The organism is Nocardia sp. NPDC055053 (assembly GCF_053608285.1).
Genome location: NZ_JBSGVD010000011.1, coordinates 1 through 19,788 on the forward strand (window position 1 = coordinate 1; position 19,788 = coordinate 19,788).

20 protein-coding genes are annotated in these 19,788 nt (G+C 68.9%); 6 read left to right on the plus strand and 14 right to left on the minus strand.

The window, feature by feature from the left end:
* Nucleotides 1-270: 270 nt before the first annotated feature.
* Nucleotides 271-1,815, minus strand: a complete 1,545-nt coding sequence (gene guaB / locus ACWF82_RS13935; protein WP_379303540.1) for an IMP dehydrogenase — start codon at nucleotides 1,813-1,815, stop codon at nucleotides 271-273.
* A 217-nt stretch (nucleotides 1,816-2,032) separates the two neighbouring features.
* Here guaB and ACWF82_RS13940 point away from each other — a divergent pair, with 217 nt between their 5' ends.
* Complete coding sequence (locus tag ACWF82_RS13940) at nucleotides 2,033-2,446, plus strand: DUF5319 domain-containing protein (protein ID WP_022567296.1); 414 nt, start codon at nucleotides 2,033-2,035, stop codon at nucleotides 2,444-2,446.
* Nucleotides 2,447-2,572: 126 nt separating this feature from the next.
* Here the strand turns inward: ACWF82_RS13940 and ACWF82_RS13945 are convergent, their stop codons facing one another.
* The 3 genes from ACWF82_RS13945 to ACWF82_RS13955 all read right to left on the minus strand — a co-directional run bounded on the left by ACWF82_RS13945 (nucleotide 2,573) and on the right by ACWF82_RS13955 (nucleotide 5,238).
* Entirely contained in the window at nucleotides 2,573-3,676 is a 1,104-nt protein-coding gene (locus ACWF82_RS13945; protein ID WP_452501153.1) for an anti-sigma-D factor RsdA, read from the minus strand.
* Nucleotides 3,669-4,247 carry a sigma-70 family RNA polymerase sigma factor gene (locus ACWF82_RS13950; RefSeq protein ID WP_110037079.1) on the minus strand — a complete coding sequence of 193 codons (579 nt, stop codon included), beginning with the start codon at nucleotides 4,245-4,247 and terminating at the stop codon, nucleotides 3,669-3,671. Before ACWF82_RS13950 ends, ACWF82_RS13945 begins: the two co-directional genes overlap by 8 nt.
* Before the next feature lie 157 nt (nucleotides 4,248-4,404).
* Nucleotides 4,405-5,238, minus strand: coding sequence for a hypothetical protein (locus tag ACWF82_RS13955; RefSeq protein ID WP_452501155.1), 834 nt, complete (start codon nucleotides 5,236-5,238; stop codon nucleotides 4,405-4,407).
* 624 nt (nucleotides 5,239-5,862) lie between these two features.
* Between ACWF82_RS13955 and ACWF82_RS13960 the strand changes: the two genes are divergently transcribed.
* The 3 genes from ACWF82_RS13960 (at nucleotide 5,863) to ACWF82_RS13970 (ending at nucleotide 7,152) form a co-directional block, all read left to right on the plus strand.
* Nucleotides 5,863-6,156, plus strand: a complete 294-nt coding sequence (locus ACWF82_RS13960; RefSeq protein ID WP_022567299.1) for a WhiB family transcriptional regulator — start codon at nucleotides 5,863-5,865, stop codon at nucleotides 6,154-6,156.
* Nucleotides 6,157-6,281: 125 nt separating this feature from the next.
* Nucleotides 6,282-6,899 (plus strand): sigma-70 family RNA polymerase sigma factor, encoded by a 618-nt coding sequence (locus tag ACWF82_RS13965; protein WP_379038682.1) that lies wholly within the window; start codon nucleotides 6,282-6,284, stop codon nucleotides 6,897-6,899.
* A 1-nt stretch (nucleotide 6,900) separates the two neighbouring features.
* The gene (locus ACWF82_RS13970; protein ID WP_452501157.1) at nucleotides 6,901-7,152 is read left to right on the plus strand and encodes an RskA family anti-sigma factor; all 252 of its coding nucleotides are present in this window, start codon (nucleotides 6,901-6,903) and stop codon (nucleotides 7,150-7,152) included.
* Nucleotides 7,153-7,209: 57 nt separating this feature from the next.
* On the opposite strand, the gene groL is transcribed toward ACWF82_RS13970, so the two are convergent.
* Together groL and groES are read right to left on the minus strand one after the other, a co-directional pair.
* Complete coding sequence (groL, locus tag ACWF82_RS13975; RefSeq protein ID WP_452501159.1) at nucleotides 7,210-8,820, minus strand: chaperonin GroEL; 1,611 nt, start codon at nucleotides 8,818-8,820, stop codon at nucleotides 7,210-7,212.
* 83 nt (nucleotides 8,821-8,903) lie between these two features.
* Entirely contained in the window at nucleotides 8,904-9,203 is a 300-nt protein-coding gene (groES, locus tag ACWF82_RS13980) for a co-chaperone GroES (RefSeq protein WP_110037083.1), read from the minus strand.
* Between the two features lie 362 nt (nucleotides 9,204-9,565).
* Here groES and ACWF82_RS13985 point away from each other — a divergent pair, with 362 nt between their 5' ends.
* Entirely contained in the window at nucleotides 9,566-11,065 is a 1,500-nt protein-coding gene (locus ACWF82_RS13985) for an Hsp70 family protein (protein WP_452501161.1), read from the plus strand.
* 92 nt (nucleotides 11,066-11,157) lie between these two features.
* On the opposite strand, the gene tsaD is transcribed toward ACWF82_RS13985, so the two are convergent.
* The 7 genes from tsaD to ACWF82_RS14020 all read right to left on the minus strand — a co-directional run bounded on the left by tsaD (nucleotide 11,158) and on the right by ACWF82_RS14020 (nucleotide 17,650).
* On the minus strand, nucleotides 11,158-12,204 hold the full coding sequence (tsaD, locus tag ACWF82_RS13990) for a tRNA (adenosine(37)-N6)-threonylcarbamoyltransferase complex transferase subunit TsaD (protein WP_452501163.1): 1,047 nt from the start codon (nucleotides 12,202-12,204) through the stop codon (nucleotides 11,158-11,160).
* The gene (gene rimI / locus ACWF82_RS13995) at nucleotides 12,201-12,695 is read right to left on the minus strand and encodes a ribosomal protein S18-alanine N-acetyltransferase (protein ID WP_452501426.1); all 495 of its coding nucleotides are present in this window, start codon (nucleotides 12,693-12,695) and stop codon (nucleotides 12,201-12,203) included. The genes tsaD and rimI overlap by 4 nt, the downstream gene beginning before the upstream one ends.
* A gap of 23 nt (nucleotides 12,696-12,718) precedes the next feature.
* On the minus strand, nucleotides 12,719-13,411 hold the full coding sequence (gene tsaB, locus ACWF82_RS14000; RefSeq protein ID WP_452501164.1) for a tRNA (adenosine(37)-N6)-threonylcarbamoyltransferase complex dimerization subunit type 1 TsaB: 693 nt from the start codon (nucleotides 13,409-13,411) through the stop codon (nucleotides 12,719-12,721).
* Between the two features lie 65 nt (nucleotides 13,412-13,476).
* Nucleotides 13,477-13,932, minus strand: a complete 456-nt coding sequence (gene tsaE / locus ACWF82_RS14005) for a tRNA (adenosine(37)-N6)-threonylcarbamoyltransferase complex ATPase subunit type 1 TsaE (RefSeq protein WP_452501166.1) — start codon at nucleotides 13,930-13,932, stop codon at nucleotides 13,477-13,479.
* Nucleotides 13,925-15,001, minus strand: a complete 1,077-nt coding sequence (locus ACWF82_RS14010) for an alpha/beta fold hydrolase (RefSeq protein WP_452501168.1) — start codon at nucleotides 14,999-15,001, stop codon at nucleotides 13,925-13,927. The genes tsaE and ACWF82_RS14010 overlap by 8 nt, the downstream gene beginning before the upstream one ends.
* Nucleotides 14,998-16,203 (minus strand): alanine racemase, encoded by a 1,206-nt coding sequence (gene alr / locus ACWF82_RS14015; protein WP_452501170.1) that lies wholly within the window; start codon nucleotides 16,201-16,203, stop codon nucleotides 14,998-15,000. Before alr ends, ACWF82_RS14010 begins: the two co-directional genes overlap by 4 nt.
* A gap of 7 nt (nucleotides 16,204-16,210) precedes the next feature.
* Nucleotides 16,211-17,650: an NAD(P)H-hydrate dehydratase gene (locus tag ACWF82_RS14020; protein ID WP_452501172.1), complete on the minus strand. Its 1,440-nt coding sequence runs from the start codon at nucleotides 17,648-17,650 to the stop codon at nucleotides 16,211-16,213.
* Nucleotides 17,651-17,718: 68 nt separating this feature from the next.
* Between ACWF82_RS14020 and ACWF82_RS14025 the strand changes: the two genes are divergently transcribed.
* A complete protein-coding gene (locus ACWF82_RS14025) occupies nucleotides 17,719-18,144 on the plus strand; it encodes a cupredoxin domain-containing protein (protein WP_452501174.1) in 426 nt (141 codons plus the stop codon).
* 74 nt (nucleotides 18,145-18,218) lie between these two features.
* Here the strand turns inward: ACWF82_RS14025 and ACWF82_RS14030 are convergent, their stop codons facing one another.
* On the minus strand, nucleotides 18,219-19,787 hold the full coding sequence (locus ACWF82_RS14030) for a serine/threonine-protein kinase (protein WP_452501175.1): 1,569 nt from the start codon (nucleotides 19,785-19,787) through the stop codon (nucleotides 18,219-18,221).
* Nucleotide 19,788 lies beyond the last annotated feature (1 nt).

A 19,788-nucleotide genomic window follows, 5' to 3' on the forward strand; every position in this document is an offset into this window, starting at 1 on the left:
GCCCTGAAGGGCCACCGGTCAGGCACCGGTGCTTGCTCCTACGTCGCCTACGCACCGGCGCCTGACCGGCGACCCGGCCGCGAACGGCCACTGCGTGGCCGCCGCTCCTCGAGGTCGCGGGTGCGCCGAGCACGTTGGCATTCGAAGGTGACCATCTCGATGTCAGCCTTCGCTGTCGGGCAGTGGACCGCAAGACCTTGCACGGTGCAAGTCGTCCACGTGGCTGTGCGCCGGAGGTCGGCCTCCGGCGCACAAACGCATCTATTGTACTCAGCCGCGGCCGGTGTAGTTCGGGGCCTCGACGGTCATGGTGATGTCGTGCGGGTGGCTCTCCTTGAGACCCGCCGCGGTGATCTGCACGAACTGAGCGCCCTGCAGGTGCTCGATGTTCTGCGAACCGGTGTAACCCATGGCCGCGCGCAGGCCGCCGACGAGCTGGTGGATCACCTGGTTGACCGGACCGCGGAACGGGACGCGACCCTCGATGCCCTCGGGGACCAGCTTGTCCTCGGCGAGCACGTCGTCCTGGAAGTAGCGGTCCTTGGAGTACGACTTGGCCTGGCCGCGGCCCTGCATCGCGCCGAGGGAGCCCATGCCGCGGTAGCTCTTGAACTGCTTGCCGTTGACCAGGATCAGGTCACCGGGGGCCTCGGCGGTACCCGCGAGCAGCGAGCCGAGCATCACGGTGGACGCACCGGCCGCGATGGCCTTGGCGACGTCACCGGAGTACTGCACGCCACCGTCGGCGATCACCGGCACACCGGCGGCCTTGCACGCGGCGACGGCCTCGAGGATCGCGGTGATCTGCGGCGCGCCGACACCGGCGACCACGCGGGTGGTGCAGATGGAGCCGGGACCGACACCCACCTTGACAGCGTCGACGCCCGCCTCGACGAGCGCGGCGGCGCCGGCGCGGGTGGCGACGTTGCCGCCGACGATCTGGATCCGATCGCCCACCTCGGCCTTGACCTTGGCGACCATCTGCAGCACCTGCGACTGGTGGCCGTGCGCGGTGTCGACGATCAGCACGTCGACCTGGGCGTCGGCCAGCGTCATCGCACGCGACCAGGAGTCCTGGCCGACACCGATCGCGGCGCCGACCAGCAGGCGGCCGTCGCGGTCCTTGGTGGCGTTGGGGTACTGATCGGTCTTGACGAAGTCCTTGACCGTGATCAGGCCGCGCAGGCGGCCGTTGCCGTCGACGATCGGCAGCTTCTCGATCTTGTGGCGGCGCAGCAGACCCAGCGCGGCCTCGGCGGTGACGCCCTCCTGGGCGGTGATCAGCGGCGCCTTGGTCATCACCTCGTCGACGCGGCGCTCCTGATCGACCTCGAAGCGCATGTCACGGTTGGTGATGATGCCGACCAGCGCGCCGGTCTCGTCCACCACGGGCAGGCCCGAGATGCGGAACCGGGCACACATCGCGTCGACCTCGGCGAGGGTGTCGGTGGGACGACAGGTGACCGGATCGGTCACCATGCCGGCCTCCGAGCGCTTCACCGTCTCCACCTGCGCGGCCTGATCGGCGGCCGACAGGTTGCGGTGCAGCACGCCCATGCCGCCCGCACGCGCCATGGCGATGGCCATGCGCGCCTCGGTGACGGTGTCCATGGCCGAACTCACCAGCGGGGTGCGCAGGGTGATCTCCCTGGTGAGCCTGCTCGAGGTCTCGACGGAACTGGGGATGAGATCCGAGGCGGCAGGCAGCAACAGCACGTCGTCGAACGTGAGGCCGAGCATGGCGATCTTGGTCGGATCGTCGCCACCCGTAGGAGGGCGCACCGCGATTCGTTCGCCCGACACGGGATTACTCATTCGGATCGACCCCTCCTGGTCGTCGGTAGCAACGTACGCCGAAAGCTGCGATGCGACGGTGCTGAGCGGAAAAGATTGATGGTCGGTGAGAACAAGCTCGCCGACGCCCGCATTCCATGGTATCCGGCGGGCGAACACGCCTGTGAAGTGAGCCCCGCGGCAAACTTGCCCGGTGCATCGCTGGCGCAGACCACCAAGTACTGCGTACCGTGGGGATGTGCGTGACCATCTACCACCTGGCCTACCGCCGGATCCCTTCGCCGGAGACCCCTCCGACCCGTCTGCCGCGCTCGATGCCATCGAGCCCGGTGAGCCGCTGGATCCTCATGAGCGCCTCGCGGTCGAGGAAGATCTCGCCGACCTCGCGGTGTACGAAGCCCTGCTCGCCCATCGTGGCATCCGCGGGCTCGTCGTCAGCTGCGAGGACTGTCGGCAAGATCACTACCACGACTGGGACATGCTGCGGGCGAACCTGCTCCAGCTACTCGTCGACGGCACCGTCCGTCCGCACGAGCCCGCCTACGACCCGACGCCCGAGGCGTACGTCACCTGGGACTACTGCCGCGGCTACGCGGACGCATCGATGAACGAGGCGTTCCACGGCGACGGATTCGACGGCTTCGACAACTGAGCTGCTCGCCAGGCCCGCTCTCCCGCGCCGGTCACGCATGCGCGGGAGACGATGGCGCCCGGCTCCGAACACAACGACGAAGGCCCCGAACCTGAGGTTCGGGGCCTTCGTCGTGGCTGGGAACGATCAGGAAGACGGCACCGCGGGCGGTGCGGGCAGGATCGTCATGGTCGGCGGGGTCTGCAGCGTCGACGGAACCGTCGGCTGCGATGTCGGGACCACCGTTGGCACGGTGACCGGCGGTTGTTCGACGATGGTGGTCTGTGGCGTTGTCGGCTCGGCCGTCGCCGGGGGCGGCGTGCTCGGCACGGTGGTCACCGGCGGCACCGTCGGTTCGATGGTCTCCGGCGGGACGACCGGCTTGGTCTCCGGACCCGGCGACTGCATGATCACCGGCGGTTCGGACGGCGAACCGGTGGTACCCGTACCTGGACCGGTCGGCGCCAGCGGAGCCGTGGTGGCCGGGTTACTCGTGGCCGGAGCCTGCGAGGGCGAACTCGGCTTGGTCGAGCCGGGCGACGCCGGTGTCGACGGCGCCAGCTGCGCGGCGATCTCGGGGGCCCGCTTGGCCAGCTCGTCCCGCAGCAGGTTCCAGCGGGCGACCAGATCTTCCCGCTTGCCCTGGTCGTTGACCTGGGTCGCGGTGGCCGAAGCCTGTTCCAGCATGACCCGCGCCTGCTCCGGGTTGCCCGCGTCGAGCATGTTCTGCGCGGCGACCAGATCGTCGTCGACCCGTGCGACGACGGTCGACTGGGCCTGCTCGCTGAACACGACCTCCTTGACCCGCCACAGCGGATCACCGGGGGCGGCGCTGTAGGAGAACGCCGTGATACCGCCGAAGACCACGGCCAGCGCCGCAGCAGCTCCGAGAATGGGGCGTACCAGCCGTAGACGTCCGCGCGAGGAAGCTCCGACCCGAACCTGCCGCGCGCCGATCTCCTGATTGACCGCCGCGAACACGGTGTCCAGATCAGGGCCCGCGGGCATCGGCTCGGCCAGGAGATCGGCCCGCCAATCCGCGAGTAACGACGCCAGCTGGAATTCCTCGGGGCTGTCGGTACGCACCGGGCCGTCGCTCGCGATCGCGTCGATCAGCGCATCGTCGCTGCGCACCGCCGCAATGTCGACCGGACCGGAATCACCGGCATCCTCGGCGGCGTAGGGACCGCTGTCGTGCGACCCACGCCAGACCTTCCGGTCGCCTCGACCGCGCTCGCCATCCCTAGCCATACATTTCACCTGCCCTCGCCACTTGTGACTTCAGTTTCGCGAGTGCCCTGTGCTGGGCCACCCGTATCGCCCCCGCCGTGCTGCCCACGGCGACTGCGGTCTCTTCTGCTGACAGACCCATGACCAAGCGCAGGATCAGGATTTCCCGATGTTTCTCGGGGAGCGTGGCCAGCAGAGTGTTCATCTGCCTGCTCGTCTCCGAGTCGAGAGCTCGCTGCTCCGGTCCCTGGTCGGTGGATATGACATCTGGTACTTCGGCCATCGCCTCCGCCTTGTTACGGGCGGCGTTGCGATGGGCGTCGGCGACCTTGTGCGAAGCGATGCCGTATACGAAGGCCATGAAGGGCCGACCCTGATCCTGATAGCGGGGCAGGGCGGTCATCACAGCCAAACAGACCTCTTGCGCAACGTCGTCCGCGGAGAGCTGCCCGCGCTCCGCGGCTCCGATCCGAGCTCGGCAGTAGCGGACTACCAACGGCCGGATCAGTTCCAGTACCTGAGCTAAAGCAGTCCTGTCGCCCTGCGCAGCCGCAGCGACGGCGAGGTCCAACTCTTCGCCCATATGCGTCATCGTCAGAGATTTTCCTGGCGTTACGAGTGGCGCGGTCTGATGTGACCGAGCTTCCACCGAAGTGGCGGAACGGGACTAACAATAGCGACCCGTTGATCACCCGCGAGCGGGCCTGGCCCCTTCTATGAGACCTCTCAGGAAGATCACCGGAACCGGATTACGAAGCAGGCAGCCTGAAATCCCCGCCCCACGTGCGGATTCGGGCCGCGTGATCTGCGGCTTCGTCCGCGGCGGCCCTGGCTTCTGCCTGCTCACAGACCCCGGCGCGCAGCATCGCGGTGGCCCATCGCAGGGGCAGCAAAGCGTGCTCGCGGCAGTCGGTATCGACCGCGCGAGCCAGTTCCGCGGAGCGGTCCGCGTCGCCGCCCGCGGCGGTGGCCGCGGCGACGAGCAGAGCCGATTTCACCCGGTGCCGCACCGATGGCAGCGCGGCGGCGAGCTCGACCGCGAGCTCGGCGTCGCGCAACGCGGGCGCGGCCTCGCCGCCCGCGAGCGCGGTCTCCGCGCGCACCCAGTGCCACCGCACCGCGCAGCGGGCCGGGGCTTCGGCCAGCAGCGGTTCCACCCGGCCGAGCAGCCTGCGAGCCAGGGCGAGTCTGCCGGTGCCGAGCGCGTCGGCGGCCAGGCCGGTGAACGCGTCGGCCAGCGCCTCGGCGCGATCCGGTCCGGTGGCGCCGAGCGCGAGATTCGCCGCGCGGCCGTCGAAGGCCGCCGCGGCGGCGTGGCCGCCGAGCTGACGCAGCAGCGATCCGCGGGTGCTTTCGACGCGCGATCGCAGCGCCGGATCGATCCGGGTTCCGGCGAGTACACGCAGGTCGGCTCGGGCGGCGGCGTATCGGCCCTGTCCACCGAGCGCGACGGCGCGATACCACCGCTGCGCGGGGTCGGCCGGTTCCGGCAACTCCGCAGCGGCCCGCCCGGGAGTGGGCCCGAAAGCTGTCGAAACGAGTATTTCGGAACCGATACCCGCGGGTGAAGCCGTTCTCTGCACGCCGAGACTGTAGCCGCCACCGCGCACCCGTGGTTCTCGTGATATGCCACAACCACGCCCGGACAGCTACCACTCAGCTTTTGCCCCGGCAGGCGATGTTGCCATCAGGTAAATCTCCGCCCGCCGCCGCCCTTACCGCAATGTTTCGAATTCACATGCGTTTCGCGCAATTAACCTCGGCGCCCCGTTTCAGCCATCTCCACCGAGCCCGTGCACGAGGGTCGTTGTGATCCGTACCACCCGGCCGGGGCGAGGAGCACCTGGCAGAACCCGCCTCTGAACGGCGCGACCTGGGAAAATGCCGACCGGCGCGGACGTCGCGCGGCGACCGATCCATAGCCAACCGAACAGTATGGACGGAACGAGTGTGAAATGTAAACAGTGCGCAGGTTAAATTTCAGCGTTGCAGATTTACGGAACCAATGCGCGGAACTATTGACGGAATTTCCCGCCTGCACCTAACGTAGCTCATCGCCGGGGTCGGCGCCGCGCGAAATTGCAGCGACCATCCAACGGCACCGTCAGGCACCGTCGAGCCGGCCACCTCTACCGGGGTGGCGCGAAGACCTGCCGCACCAACTTCGCTCGACAACGCTGACGAGCTCGCACCACAAGGAGTTCACCATGCCCATGCCCACCCACCTCCCCGGTCCGAACGCCGACGTCTGGGATTGGCAGATGCGTGGCTCGTGCCGCGGTCAGGACTCCGCGGTCTTCTTCCATCCCGACGGCGAGCGCGGCCGCGCCCGCACCGCGCGCGAGATGCGCGCCAAGGAGATCTGCCGGGCCTGCCCGGTGCTGATGCAGTGCCGCACCCACGCGCTGAAGGTCAGTGAGCCCTATGGCATTTGGGGCGGGATGTCGGAGACCGAACGTGAGATGCACGCGCGCCGCAACCGGCGCCGCATGGCCGTCTAGGCACCTCGGCAAATCCGATCCCATCCGCCCGGCGTGGCGTGCCGAATCTCTAGCAAATAGCTGGCACGCGATCAAAGCACCCCCGGGCGAAGGGAGGTCATAGCCGCGGGCTAGATTCGTGACCGATGACACAGAATGGGTTCCGAAGCGAAGCCTTCCCACCGAGCGTGGATTCTGCAGTTACCGCACGCGCGGCCGAAGGAGTCGAGCTAGCTGCACTATTAGAACGATGCGGCCTGTCCGACCAGCATGCTTTTGCCGAACTGTACGACCGGACGTCTGCGCGCGTCTTCGGCCTGATCCTGCGGGTCCTCCACGACCCGGGATACGCGGAGGAGACCACGCAAGAGGTCTATCTCCAGATCTGGCGCACCGCAACGAGTTTCGACCCCACCAAGGGGTCTGCGGTGACCTGGCTGATGACGTTGGCGCACCGGCGGGCGGTCGACCGGGTTCGCGCCGAGCAAGCCCATTCCCAGCGCGAAGTCGCGTACGGGATAAGGGTTCTCGGCAACGAATTCGACGAGGTCACCGAGGAGGTGGAACGCAGACTCGAACAACAGGCCGTCCAGCGCGGGCTCTCGACATTGACCGAGACCCAACGCGAGGCGATCTCGCTCGCCTACTACGGCGGGCGGACCTACGCTGAGGTAGCACAGCATCTCGGCATAGGATTACCGACCGTTAAGTCCCGGATTCGGGACGGATTGACACGACTGAAGAAAAGTTTGGGGGTGACGTGAGATGAACGAAGCCCAGATCGATCTCGCGCACACCGTCGCGCTCGGATTGATCGACGACGAAGACCATCACACGATCCACACCATCATCGATACCGAAAATCCCACGCTCCGTACCGAGTTCCTGCGAGAGCTCCGCGGCACCCGCGAAGCTCTCGCCGTTCTCGCGTCGACCACACCTGCCCCACCGCCGCCTTCCCTGCGCACACGCCTGCTGGCGGCGATTCTCGCCGAAGAACCTCCGGTAGCGAGCTAGCAGACAACAAAAGGCCCCCGAACCGCTTGCGGTCCAGGGGCCTTCGTCAGTTGTGCGTCAGTGCGCGTGACCGTGATGCCCGTGGTTGTCGGCCTCTTCGGCCGGCTTCTCCACGATGGCGCTCTCGGTGGTCAGGATCATCCGCGCGACCGAGGCGGCGTTCACCACGGCGGAGCGGGTCACCTTGACCGGGTCGACGACACCGTCGGTGAGCAGATCACCGTAGGTGAGGGTGGCGGCGTTGAAGCCCTCCTTGCCATCGGCGACCTTGCTGACGACCACAGCGCCGTCGATACCGGCGTTGGTGGCGATCCAGAACAGCGGCGCCTCGAGGCCCTTGCGAACCACCTCTACGCCGACGGCCTGGTCACCGGTCAGCGAGTCGCGCAGCTCGACCAGCGCGGTCGCGGCCTGCACCAGCGCGGTGCCACCACCGGGGACGATGCCCTCCTCGACCGCGGCCTTGGCTGCGGCCACCGCGTCGTCGACGCGGTACTTGCGCTCCTTGAGCGCGGTCTCGGTGGCCGCGCCGACGCGGATCACCGCGACGCCACCGGCCAGCTTGGCGAGACGCTCCTCGAGCTTCTCGCGGTCCCAGTCGGAGTCGGTCGCCTCGATCTCGCGACGCAGCTGCGCGCTGCGCGCGGCGATGTCGTCCGCGGTGCCCGCACCGTCGATGAGCACGGTCTCGTCCTTGGTGACGACGACGCGACGCGCCTGACCGAGCTGATCGATGGTCGCCTCGCGCAGGGTGACACCGAGATCGGGGTTGATCACGGTGCCGCCGGTGACGACGGCCAGGTCGTCGAGGAACGCCTTGCGGCGGTCACCGAAGAACGGCGCCTTGACCGCGACGGCCTTGATCGTCTTGCGGATCGAGTTGACCACCAGGGTCGACAGCGCCTCGCCCTCGATGTCCTCGGCGATGATCAGCACGGCCTTGCCGGACTCGGCGATCTTCTCGAGCAGCGGCAGCAGGTCGGGCAGCGAGCTGATCTTGTCGCGGTGCAGCAGGACGTAGGTGTCCTCCAGCACGGCCTGCTGGGTCTCGGGGTCGGTCACGAAGTAGGGCGAGAGGTAGCCCTTGTCGAACTGCACGCCCTCGGTGATGACGAGTTCGGTCTGCGTGGTCGAGGACTCCTCGACGGTGACGACGCCGTCCTTGCCGACGGTGGTCAGCGCCTTGCCGACCATCTCGCCGATCTCCTCGTCGCGCGAGGAGACGGTGGCGACCTGGGCGATGGCCTTCTCGCCGGAGACCGGGGTCGACGCGGCGAGCAGCACCTCCGACACCTTGTCGGCGGCCAGCGCGATGCCCTGGCCGAGGGAGATCGGGTTGGCGCCCGCTGCGACGTTCTTCAGGCCGGCGCGCACGAAGGCCTGGGCCAGCACGGTCGCGGTGGTGGTGCCGTCGCCCGCGACGTCGTTGGTCTTGGTGGCGACGCTCTTGACGAGCTGGGCGCCGAGGTTCTCGAAGGGATCTTCGAGGTCGATGTCACGCGCGATGGTGACACCGTCGTTGGTCACGGTCGGGCCACCGAAGGCCTTCGCCAGCACGACGTGGCGGCCACGGGGACCGAGGGTCACCTTGACGGCGTCGGCGAGCTTGTCGACACCGCGTTCCAGAGCCCGGCGAGCCTTCTCGTCGAACTCGATCTGCTTTGCCATAGGGGATTCAGCTCCTGTGTGAGAACGCAATCCGCCCCGGGTCGCTGGACGACGCCGGGGCGGAAAGCGAATGCGGCGTTGGCCTACTTGGTGACGACGGCCAGGATGTCGCGCGCCGACAGGATGAGGTACTCCCCACCCTGGTACTTGATCTCGGTGCCGCCGTACTTGCTGTAGATGACGACGTCGCCTTCCTTGACGTCGACGGGGATGCGGTCACCCTTGTCGGTGATCCGGCCCTCGCCGACGGCGATGACGGTGCCCTCCTGCGGCTTCTCCTTGGCCGTGTCCGGGATGACCAGGCCGGAGGCCGTCGTCGTCTCGGCCTCGTTGGCCTGGACGAGGATCTTGTCCTCGAGCGGCTTGATGTTCACGCTCGCCACGTTGAGCCCTCCACTTTCAGGGGAAATTCGGTCGTCCGGAACTGTTGTTCCGGACCGGGTTTCGGTCTACATGCGACCCTGCGCGTCAGCCCCGTCGTCGCGGGTGCCGGGACCCGAAGCCCAGTAGTCGACTGGCACAAGCACAGCTACACAGTGCCGACTAGCACTCTATACGTGAGAGTGCCAGCGCTCAAGGCCGGGTTCTGCCAATGTCGCGTTTTCGACACGCCCACACTCGCCAGTGATCTTCACATCGCCTGTCAAGATCTGTAACGTTCGCATAACAGGGTGTGAAAGGATATGTATAGCGTTCCATCGAGATGGTCGGCGTCACAGAACCATCCGCTCGAAGGGAGGTGAACATGCGAACATCCCTCGGCATCTCTGCCGGTAACGAGGTGGTGTGCTCAGCACTGGTCGCCACCGGACCCTCCGGTGAGCAAAGCTTCGACTACCGGGTCGTCTCCGCCGACGCGGCGCATTCCGACCTCGGTGATCTCGTGTCGTCCTCGATCGAGCTGATGACCACCCAGCTGCCCGTCTCCCAGAGCGCGGCCATGGCCGGCGAACCGCTCGGGCGCTACACGGGCGCGCATCGCAGGGCCGAGTCGGCCCGTACGCGGCCACCGACCAGCGTCGCCGTCGCGTATCGGAACAAGGAGCAGGCCCAGGCAATTCGCGCGGCCACCACCCGGCATCGTGATCTTCGATTAGTGCCAGAGGGCACCGCGGCGATGACCTACTTACGCGATACCGGGCTGCTCGATCGCTACGCCACCGTCGCCGTGGTCGACCTCGGCGCGACCGGACTCACCGTCACCGTCGTCGACTACGCCGACGGCACGATCCTGCACACCGAGCGCACACCGTCGCTGAGCGGTAACGCCATCGACGAGCTGATCTACCACCATCTCGTCGACCTGCACTACGCCCGCCGCGGCACCAGGCCCAATCGTGGCACCCTGACCAATCGGGGCAGGGCGGCCAAGGAGCACCTGTCGATCGCGCCCGCGGTCACCATCGATCATGTGGCCGGTCAGCCGCTCAAGCTCACCCGATCCGATTTCGAGGAACTGATCGGCGGGCTGCTGCGCAATATCGCGCTGTTCTCCGCGTCGGTGTTCAGCCGGGCGCCGAAGTATCCCGAGGCGGTCGCGGTGATCGGCGGCTGCGCCAACATCCCCGCTGTCGTCGATACGCTGCACGAGCGATTAGACGTCCCGGTGCTCACGGTGCCCGATCCGGAGGCCGTGATCGCCAAGGGCGCTGCGCTGGTCGCCGATGCCGCCGCCCCGTCGGCCCTGTTACCCGCCGCGCTCGGTGACGCGCCGAGCGGCACGTTCACCAAGGTGGCCGGGACGCTGGCCGGCGCGGTCGTCGTCGTCGGCCTGGTGATCGGCTATGGCGTGCAGGCCATCACGCCCGACGCCCCCGATGTCACCCCGGCGGGCACAAGCAGCTCCGTGCGGCAGCCATTACCCGTTGCGCCGCAATTATCGCCGGCACCGCAGAACCGCGAGAGCGGCGACCGCACCGGTGTCACCACGGCGCCGCCAACCACCGAGACCCAGACGCCGAGCCCGATCGCGCCCACCACGCCCGCGCCGGCCAGCTCGGCCCCGGCGCCCAGCCCCTCCGAGCCCAGCTCGACGGCCCCGACGCTGCGTCCCGACCCGAACCTGCCGCAGATCCCGTATCCGGAATCGCCACTCGGCCCGATGAACAGCGGATCCTCCGGCGGCCAGCAACAGCGTCCGTCGACACCGAACACCTCCCCCACCCAGGCACCAGCCCATGGTGTCCTGCCCGTGCCGCCTGCCGCGAGCACACCGAGCGAACCTCCGCTCCAGCTGATCGACTAGCTGCCGCACGGCCATTGTCGCCACCGCCGCGCCGGTTATCGAGCATGCGGACAATCGTGCGCATCAGGCAGCGGGCATAGGGGCCGGGACGATCAGCCGCGCAGGGCACTCACCGACACCGGCAGACCCGGATCCGTGGCGACGGTCAGCTCGGCGGGTTGCGCACCCGCCGCGATCACGTGGGCGCCCAGCGCCGCGATCATCACGCCGTTGTCGGTGCACAGCCGCGGCTTGGGCACCCGCAGTGTCAATCCCGCCGCGATGCAACGCTCTTCGGCGAGCGAGCGGATGCGGGAGTTGGCGGTGGCGCCGCCGCCGAGCACGATGGTGTCCACCCCGACGTCCTGCGCGGCGCGCACGGCCTTCATGGTGAGCACGTCGGCGACCGCCTCCTGGAAGGACGCGGCGATATCCGGGATCGGCAGCTGCTCGGGCGTGATGCCCTGGCGCTGCGCCGCTTCGACGTAGCGGGCGACCGCGGTCTTGAGGCCGGAGAAGGAGAAGTCGTAGCGAGCATCACGCGGCCCGGTCATGCCGCGCGGGAACGCGATGGCTCGCGGATCGCCACCGGCGGCCGCCGCGTCAAGGTACGGTCCGCCGGGGTAGCCGAGGCCGAGCAGCCGGGCGACCTTGTCGAACGCCTCGCCCGCGGCGTCGTCGACGGTGCTGCCGAGTTCGGTGATCGGCTCGCCGAGCTCGGTGACCTGCAGCAGGTGCGTGTGCCCGCCCGAGACCAGCAGTGCCACCGCCGGTGGCAGCGGGCCGTGCTCGAGCGTGTCGACCGCGACGTGCCCGCCGAGGTGGTTGAGCGCGTAGAACGGCACATCCCAGGCCGCGGCGTACGCCTTGGCCGCGGCGACACCGACCAGCAGCGCACCGGCGAGGCCGGGCCCGATGGTGACGGCGAGCGCGTCGGGCTTGCTGATCCCGGCCGCGGCCAGTGCCCGGCGCATGGCGGGCACGATCGCCTCGAGATGCGCGCGCGAGGCGATCTCGGGGACAACGCCGCCGAAGCGGGCGTGCTGATCGACGCTCGAGGCCACCTCGTCGGCGAGCAGGTCGAGCGATCCGTCCGGGTTGCGCCGGACGATGCCGACTCCCGTTTCGTCGCAAGAGCTCTCGATGCCCATGACGATCACGACAGCACCTCGTCCTGCCTGCCGCGCGCGGCCCATTCGTCGGCCGCGACGGTGAGTTCGGGCCGCCGCATGGTGTACGCGTCGGCGCCGCTGGGGTGGTAGTAGTTCTTGCGCAGCCCGATGATGTGGAAGCCGTGCTTGGCGTAGAGCGCGATGGCGGGCGCGTTGTCGGTGCGCACCTCGAGGAACACGGGGCCGCCGCGTTCGGCGGCCGTGGCCAGCAGCGCCTCCAGCAGCAGCGTGCCGATGCCGCCGCGATGGCAGTCCGGGTCGACGCCGATGGTGTGCACCTCGGCCTCCGGATGGGCGGCGTCACCGAGCAGCGCGATGCCCGCGTAACCGACCATGACGCCGTTCGCGTCGCGAGCGGTGATGTAGCGGTTGTGCGCGCCTGCCAGCTCGGAGCGGAACGACACCGCCTGCCACGGGTCGTCCTCGGGGAACAGCAGATGCTCGAGCTCGACGCAGCGGTCGATATCGGCAGGGGTCATCGGTTCGATCCGGTACACGGCGCTCACGCCCCGGTCCGGTCGAGGGTGCGGAAGCTGTTCTCGACGGCGTCGGGCCTGCGCAGATACAGCGGGACCAGCGCCTCTGGCACGGTTCCGGCCAGCAGCTCGCGCGCGGCGACCGCCACCAGCCCCGCGGGCGAGGGCGACTCGCTGGGCAGCACCGGCAGATCGAAGTAGTCGACGTGCGCGGCCGAACCCGCGACCGCGACGGCGTCGCCGAGCGGCACCTCGGTGGGCTTGCACACCTCGGGACCGGCGACCCGCGCCCCGTTCAGGTAGCGGGCCCAGTACACCTCGCGCCTGCGCGCGTCGGTCACAACGAGCAGCTCCCCCGTCTCGCGCTGCTCGCCCGCGGCATCGGCGGCGATGGCGTCGAGACTGCACACGCCGTGCACCGGTAATCCGAGCGCGTCGCCGAAGGCGGCGGCGGTGGCCATCCCGACCCGCAGGCCGGTGAACGGGCCAGGCCCGACACCGACGACGAGCGCGTCGAGTTCGTCACGACGCACCCCGGCTTCGGTGAGGCATTCCAGGATCTGCGGGGTGAGCACTTCGGCGTGGGCGCGCGCGTCGACCTTCACTCGGGCAGCGCACGTCGCCACGGCGGGCCGGGAGTCCGCGTCGGCGGCAGGTGACAGATGCACCAATCCCGCTGTAACGGCGGGTGTCGCGGTGTCGACTGCTAGTACGAGCATGATTGTCTCAACAATACCGGGTGGTATCGGCGCCCGGCGCGCAGCTGTGCTCGCCGGTGGGCGGGTTATCCGATCCACTCCCAGATCGCCGTGCGCACATCGGATTCCGGTTCCCGGGCGAGTTGCACCCGCAGATGCCGCTCCGAGAGGTGTTCGACGACACCTTTGCCCCACTCGACCACCACCACCGCGTGATGCAGGTCGGTGTCGAGGTCGAGCGCGTCGAGCTCATCCAGGTCGCCCGCGAGCCGATACGCGTCGACATGCACCAGCGCCACCCCTGGTGTGCCGTCCGGGCGCTGCCCGGCCTTGTGCGCCCGCGCGATGATGAACGTCGGCGAGCTGACCCGGCCCAGCACTCCAAGCCCGGCAGCGATTCCCCTGGTCAGGGCCGTTTTCCCGGCGCCCAGCGGACCGTCGAGCACCACCAGGTCGCCCGCGCGCAGTGTCGCGGCCAGTTCCCGGCCGAACGCCTCGGTGTCCTCGACCGTGGTCAGGACACGCTGCTGTGGGTCAGCCACCGACGGCCTCCCCGCCACGCGCGTCGCCGAAGCCCGCGCTCGCCAGCAGCCGGTCGAGTGCGTCCAGCGTCACATCGGGGAATTGCAGGTGTGGCATGTGCGCGGCCTCGTTGAGCCGCACCAGCTCGCTGTTGGGCAGCGCTTCGGCCAGCACGTGCGAGTTGCGGAACGGGATCACCATGTCGTGCGCGCCGGACAGGACCAGCACCGGGATGTCGGCCAGCACCGGCAGCGCGGCCGACTCGTCGTGCAGCTCAATCGCTTTCAGGAATTTCTCGATGGTGCCGACCGGGGTGCGGTCGATCATCATGGTGGTGAACCGCGACAGCGTCGGGCTCACCTGACCGTGGAACGAGCTGACGTGCAGGATCGGCGCGACCAGCTGCTTGCTCGCGGTCCGGCTCACCTGGACCAGGGCGGGCGCGGTCCGCACCGCCATCCGGAATCCGTCGATCGCGGGATGGCGCAGCAGCTGCGGCAACCCGGTCGCGGTCACCTCGGCGGCCGCGGTACTGAACAGCCCGACCGCGATCACCCGCGACGCGACCAGTTCCGGGAACTGCGCCGCCGCGGCGAGCACAGCCATCCCGCCGAGCGAATGCCCGACCAGCACCACCGGCCCGGCGGGCGCGCACTCGCGCACCACGGCGGCGACATCGTGGCCGAGTTGTGCCACGGTGCAGCTCTGGGTGCTCGGGGTGCCGGAGCGGCCGTGACCGCGCTGGTCGAAGAAGACCATCCGGACCCGATCGCCCCACTGCCTGGCCAGATCACGGCGCTGGAAGTGGAACGATTCCATGCTGTTGCAGAAGCCGTGCACGAACACGATCGTCAGCTCGGCGGAGTCGTCGCCGTAGGTGCGGGTGGCCAGCGACACACCGTCGTCGGCGATCACGACACCCGGTTCGTCCTCATCGATCAGGGCGAAGTTCTCGTCGCGATACTCGTCACGTTCGGCGGGCCACAGCACGCGCGCGCCGATCCGGCGCAGGGTGTGCGCCACGGCGAGCGCGCCGAGCAGGCCCGCGGTCGCCAGCCCGCCGCGCAGGATCACGGATCCGCGGCTCATCGGCCGGTCCCCACATACCGGCGGACGGCTCTGCCGCGCGGTGAGCACACGATCTCGTAGTCGATCGTGTCGAGCAGCCTGGCCCAGTCGAGCGCGTGCGGGTGGCCCGCGCCGCCGCCGAACAGCACCGCCCGATCGCCCGCCCGCACGCCGCCAGCGTTGTCGCCGAGGTCGACCATGAACTGGTCCATGCACACGCGCCCGACATTACGGTGCCGGGAACCGCCGAGCCACACCTCGAAACGTCCACTCAGCGAGCGGAATACGCCGTCGGCGTATCCCGCTGGCACCAGCGCCACCGTCGTGTCGCGCGGCGCGGTCCAGCGATGCCCGTACGACACGCCCTCCCCCGCGGCCACCCGCTTCACCAGCGTGACCTCGGCTTGCAGTGTCATCGCCGGGCGCAGGCCGAAGTCGCCGAGCTCCGGGATCGGGGACAGTCCGTAGACGGCGATGCCGGGGCGCACGAGGTCGAAGTGCAGGTCGGGCCTGGTCAGCGTCGCCGCGGAGTTCGCCAGATGGACCTGCTCGGGTTCGAGCCCCTGTTCCTTGGCCTGGGCGATCGCCTCCAGGAAGCGCTCCCGCTGGCGGTCCAGCATGGGATGCTCCGGCTCGTCGGCGTGCGCGAGATGGGAGAAGATCGCGCGGAACCGGGCGACCTGCTCGTCGACGAGGGCGCGCAGCGAGTTCAACACCTGCGGATATTCGGCGACCGACACCCCGTTGCGATTGAGCCCGGTGTCGACCTTGAGCGAGACCGTCGCGGCGCGACCGGTCGCCCTGGCAGCCTGCTCGACGGCCCGCAACTGCGCGAGCGAGGACACCCCGATCTCGATATCGCCCGCGATCGCGGCAGCGTAATCGGCATCGATGGTGTTCAGCCAGCACAGGATCGGCGCGGTGATCCCCGCCGCACGCAACTCCAGCGCCTCGGCGACGGTGGTGACCCCCAGCTCGGCGGCCCCCGCCCCCAGCGCCGTCCGCGCCACCTCGACTGCGCCGTGGTTGTAACCGTCAGCCTTGACCACCACCATCACCGCGGCGCCCTGCGCGAACTCACGCAGCACACGCACGTTGTGGGCAATGGCATCCAGGTCGATGACAGTTTCCACTTGCGCATTCACAGCCCCGATCCTGCCAGGACCCGCGGGATTCACGGAACCGGGGGCCGCGCCCGCCCTGGGAATCCGCACCTGCGACATCTCCTGCTCAGACTCCGGCGAGTTCTCGCAATACCCGCACAGCCGGCCGTATGTGACGCAGCAGCGGCGAGGCCGAGATCGGCGCGGCGGCCGGTTGATCGTCATGAGCGGCGAGGTTGGCCGCCAGCGCGTGCACCCGCGCGGCCGCGGCGGCCGACCAGCCCGGCGCACGACCTGCCGCGAGCAACGCCCCGATGATCCCCGACAGCACGTCACCCGAGCCCGCGGTCGCGGCCCACGAACCGCCCGCATCGTTGACCAAGGTCGCCGCACCGGGTGCGCCGATGATCGTCGCCCGCCCCTTGAGCAGCACGGTCACCTGCCACTCGTCGGCGAGCGCACGCACCGCGGCCACCCGATCCGGCCCGAGCTCCACACCGGTCAGCCGGGCGAACTCACCGGCATGCGGTGTCAGCACGGTCGGCGCGGTACGACCGCGAACCAGCGCGGGTTCGGTGGCGAGCAGCGTGAGCCCGTCGGCGTCGACGAGCACCGGCAGATCGGTGGCCAGTACCTGTGCGAGCCGGTCCATGGCGGCGATGTCCGTGCCCGCGCCGGGACCGAACGCCCACGCCTGCACCCGACCGGCCCCCGAGATCGTGTGGCTGGCGATCACCTCGGGGAATCTCGCCAGCACTTCGGTGTCGTCCCCGACATAGCGCACCAGCCCCGACGTCGCCGCGACCGCCGCACCGGTACTCAGCACCCCGGCACCCGGATACGTCGCACTACCAGCACACACCCCGACCACGCCCTGGCTGTACTTGTCATCGGTCGCCAGCGGAACCGGCCAGCCTGCCCCGATCGCCGCCGGATCGAGCTGAGCGAGCCCCGGCTCCGGCAGCCGTAAACCGATCGGCACCAGCATGATTCGCCCGCAATACGGCGTCGCGAGCGCGTGCACCGGCTTGTACGCCCCGAACGCCACCGTCACCGCCGCACGCACCGCGGGCCCGCCGATCGCTCCCGTATCCGGATCCACTCCACTGGGCAGATCGGCGGCGACGATCGGAACATCCACTGCCGCAACCATCTCCGCGGCAGCAGGCCGCAACGGTCCCCGGCCGGAGATCCCCACGATCCCATCGATCACCAGATCCACCGCACCGAGCCGATCCACCACGCGCCCACCCGCTGCCCGCAGCGCCGCGAGCCCTTCCCGATGCGCCCGTTCCGGATTCAGCAGCACCGCGGTCACCGCCACCCCACGCCGCGCCAGCATCGATCCAGCCCACAACGCGTCCCCACCGTTGTCCCCCGACCCGACCAGCAACCCCACCGCGCGGCCGACCACACCGCCGGTCTCCGAACGCAATTCGTCGGCAACCACCGTCGCCAGCCCATACGCGGCCCGCCGCATCGGCATCCCCGCAGGCACACGCGTGAACAGCTCCGCCTCGGCCGCCCGCACCTCGTCGGCGGTGAAGTAGCCACGCCGATCCGACATCGTCGCCTCCCGGTCCCGGTGCGGGCCACGGCCGGTCCGCGATCGTTCGCAGACTACGCTCCACACCCATGTCGATGGTTCGTCACCGCGCCGCATCCGCCCGGGTTGTCGCCGGATTCGCCGTGGCCGCCACCCTGCTGTCCGCCGGTTGTTCCGGCGACGGCGGGAACGCCGCCTCCACCACCACCCGCAAGCCGCGCCCGGTCACCACCACGACCACGCAGACCGACCAGAAGCCGACCGACCTGGCGATCGACGTCAGCGGCATGAAGTACTCCCCCGCCGACGTCACCATCAAGGTCGGCGAGACCGTCACCTGGAAGTTCTCCGACAAGGCCCCGCACAATGTCCAGGGCATCGGCGACAAGGCGATGGGCATCAACAGCCCCATCATCGACAAGGGCGAATGGTCCTACACCTTCACCCAGCCCGGCACCTACCGCTACCTGTGCAGCCTGCACCCGGACATGCGCGGCTCCATCACGGTGGAGTAGCTGACGCTGTGGAGCAGACTCGGGTTGAACGGTTCGGGGAGACGTAGTCACGGTGGATTCCCGGGATGCGCGGCTCACGAATCGCCGAGAGGCGCGTTTCTCCACAGTTCGTCGCGTACCGTCGCCCCGGTCTTTCCGGGAATGAACTGGTAGAAGGTAATGACGAACCTTGCCCGCTCCGGATCTCCTGGAAAGCCGGTATGTAGTCCACCGCCCTGCTGAAAAGTCGAATAGACGATGGTCAGCGGTGTTGCCGAGCTCGGGTGGGGCTCAGACCAACTCGTACTGAAACTCGGTTTCTCCGCGAGAGCACGCAGGAAGACCTGCGCGCGCTCCGGAGTATCGAAGTCCATCACGATGAAATGATTTTCATTGGCGTCATCTTCACAATCGATGCCGTTGGCGAAAAAAATGTCTGCCCGTAGCGAAACCTCTGACGGTGTGCCAGGAGTTCTGGCAAGGCAGCGGACACCGCGCCATCCCGTGCCATGTTCGCCCTTTGACACCAACTGCGGGAACAAGTCCGCCACCGCCTGATTCCGGCTTCCCCAGGGGTCGGTACCCATGTTCGCGATCAGGTCGGGCCCATATTTGATCCCCGCACCGGCGAATGCGCCGACCACAGCGATCACCGCCGCGATCGTGATCAAAGCCCGTCTGCCCCGGCGCCTCGGCGGTCTGCCGGGTGCAGGATACGCCGGAAGACCGGGTGCGGGGCCGATCATCGGCGCCCACGCGCCCTGCGCCGGAGGCGCCATGGCGTGCTGGGCGGCGATCGTGGCGGCGAATCGCCGCGGGTCCGGTTGCGTGGCCAGTGCCGCCCGCGCCGCCGCGACGAACTCACCGCAGCTGCCATACCGCTGCTCCGGTGTCTTGGCCATGCCGCGAGCAATGACGTCGGCGAGCGCCGGGGGCAGGTCGGCGCGCACGACACTAACCCGCGGCGGCGCCTTGGTGAGGTGTGCCGCGATCACCTGCCCTGCGTTCATGTAGTCGAATGGGGCAGCACCGGTCAGCAGCGTGAACAGGGTGCAGGCGAGCGAGTACTGATCCGCCCGATGATCAACGCTGTTGCCGGACAACTGCTCCGGCGAGGCGAAGGCGACCGTCGCGGCGAACGAGCCCGCCACGGTGAGCCCGGCATCCGGGGCCGCCAGCCGCGCGATGCCGAAGTCGGTGAGCACGGCCCGCTCCTCCCTGCCGGTGTCCGACACGGCCAGCAAGATGTTCGCGGGTTTCACGTCGCGATGCAGGATCCCGCGGGAGTGGGCGTAGTCCAGTGCGTCGGCCACCTGTCCGAGTACGTTCAGCACCCGCGCCGGGTCCGCGGACGGCGCGGCGAGCTGATCGGCGTGACCACCCCGCACGTACTGCATGGAGATCCACAGGTGCCCGTCGCTCGTGCCGGTGTCGTAGACATCGACGATGTTCGGGTGTTCGAGCTGCGCAATGACCCGCGCCTCCTGCTCGAACCGCAGCCGCGATTCCTGATCGGCAGACGCGGTCGGGACGAGCAGCTTGAGCGCAACCTGCATCGGCAGCCGTGGATGCCGGACCAGGTAGACCGTGCCCATGCCGCCCTGGCCGAGCACACCGTCGACGGTATATCCCGCGAAGGACGAACCGGCGGCGAGTTGGACCATC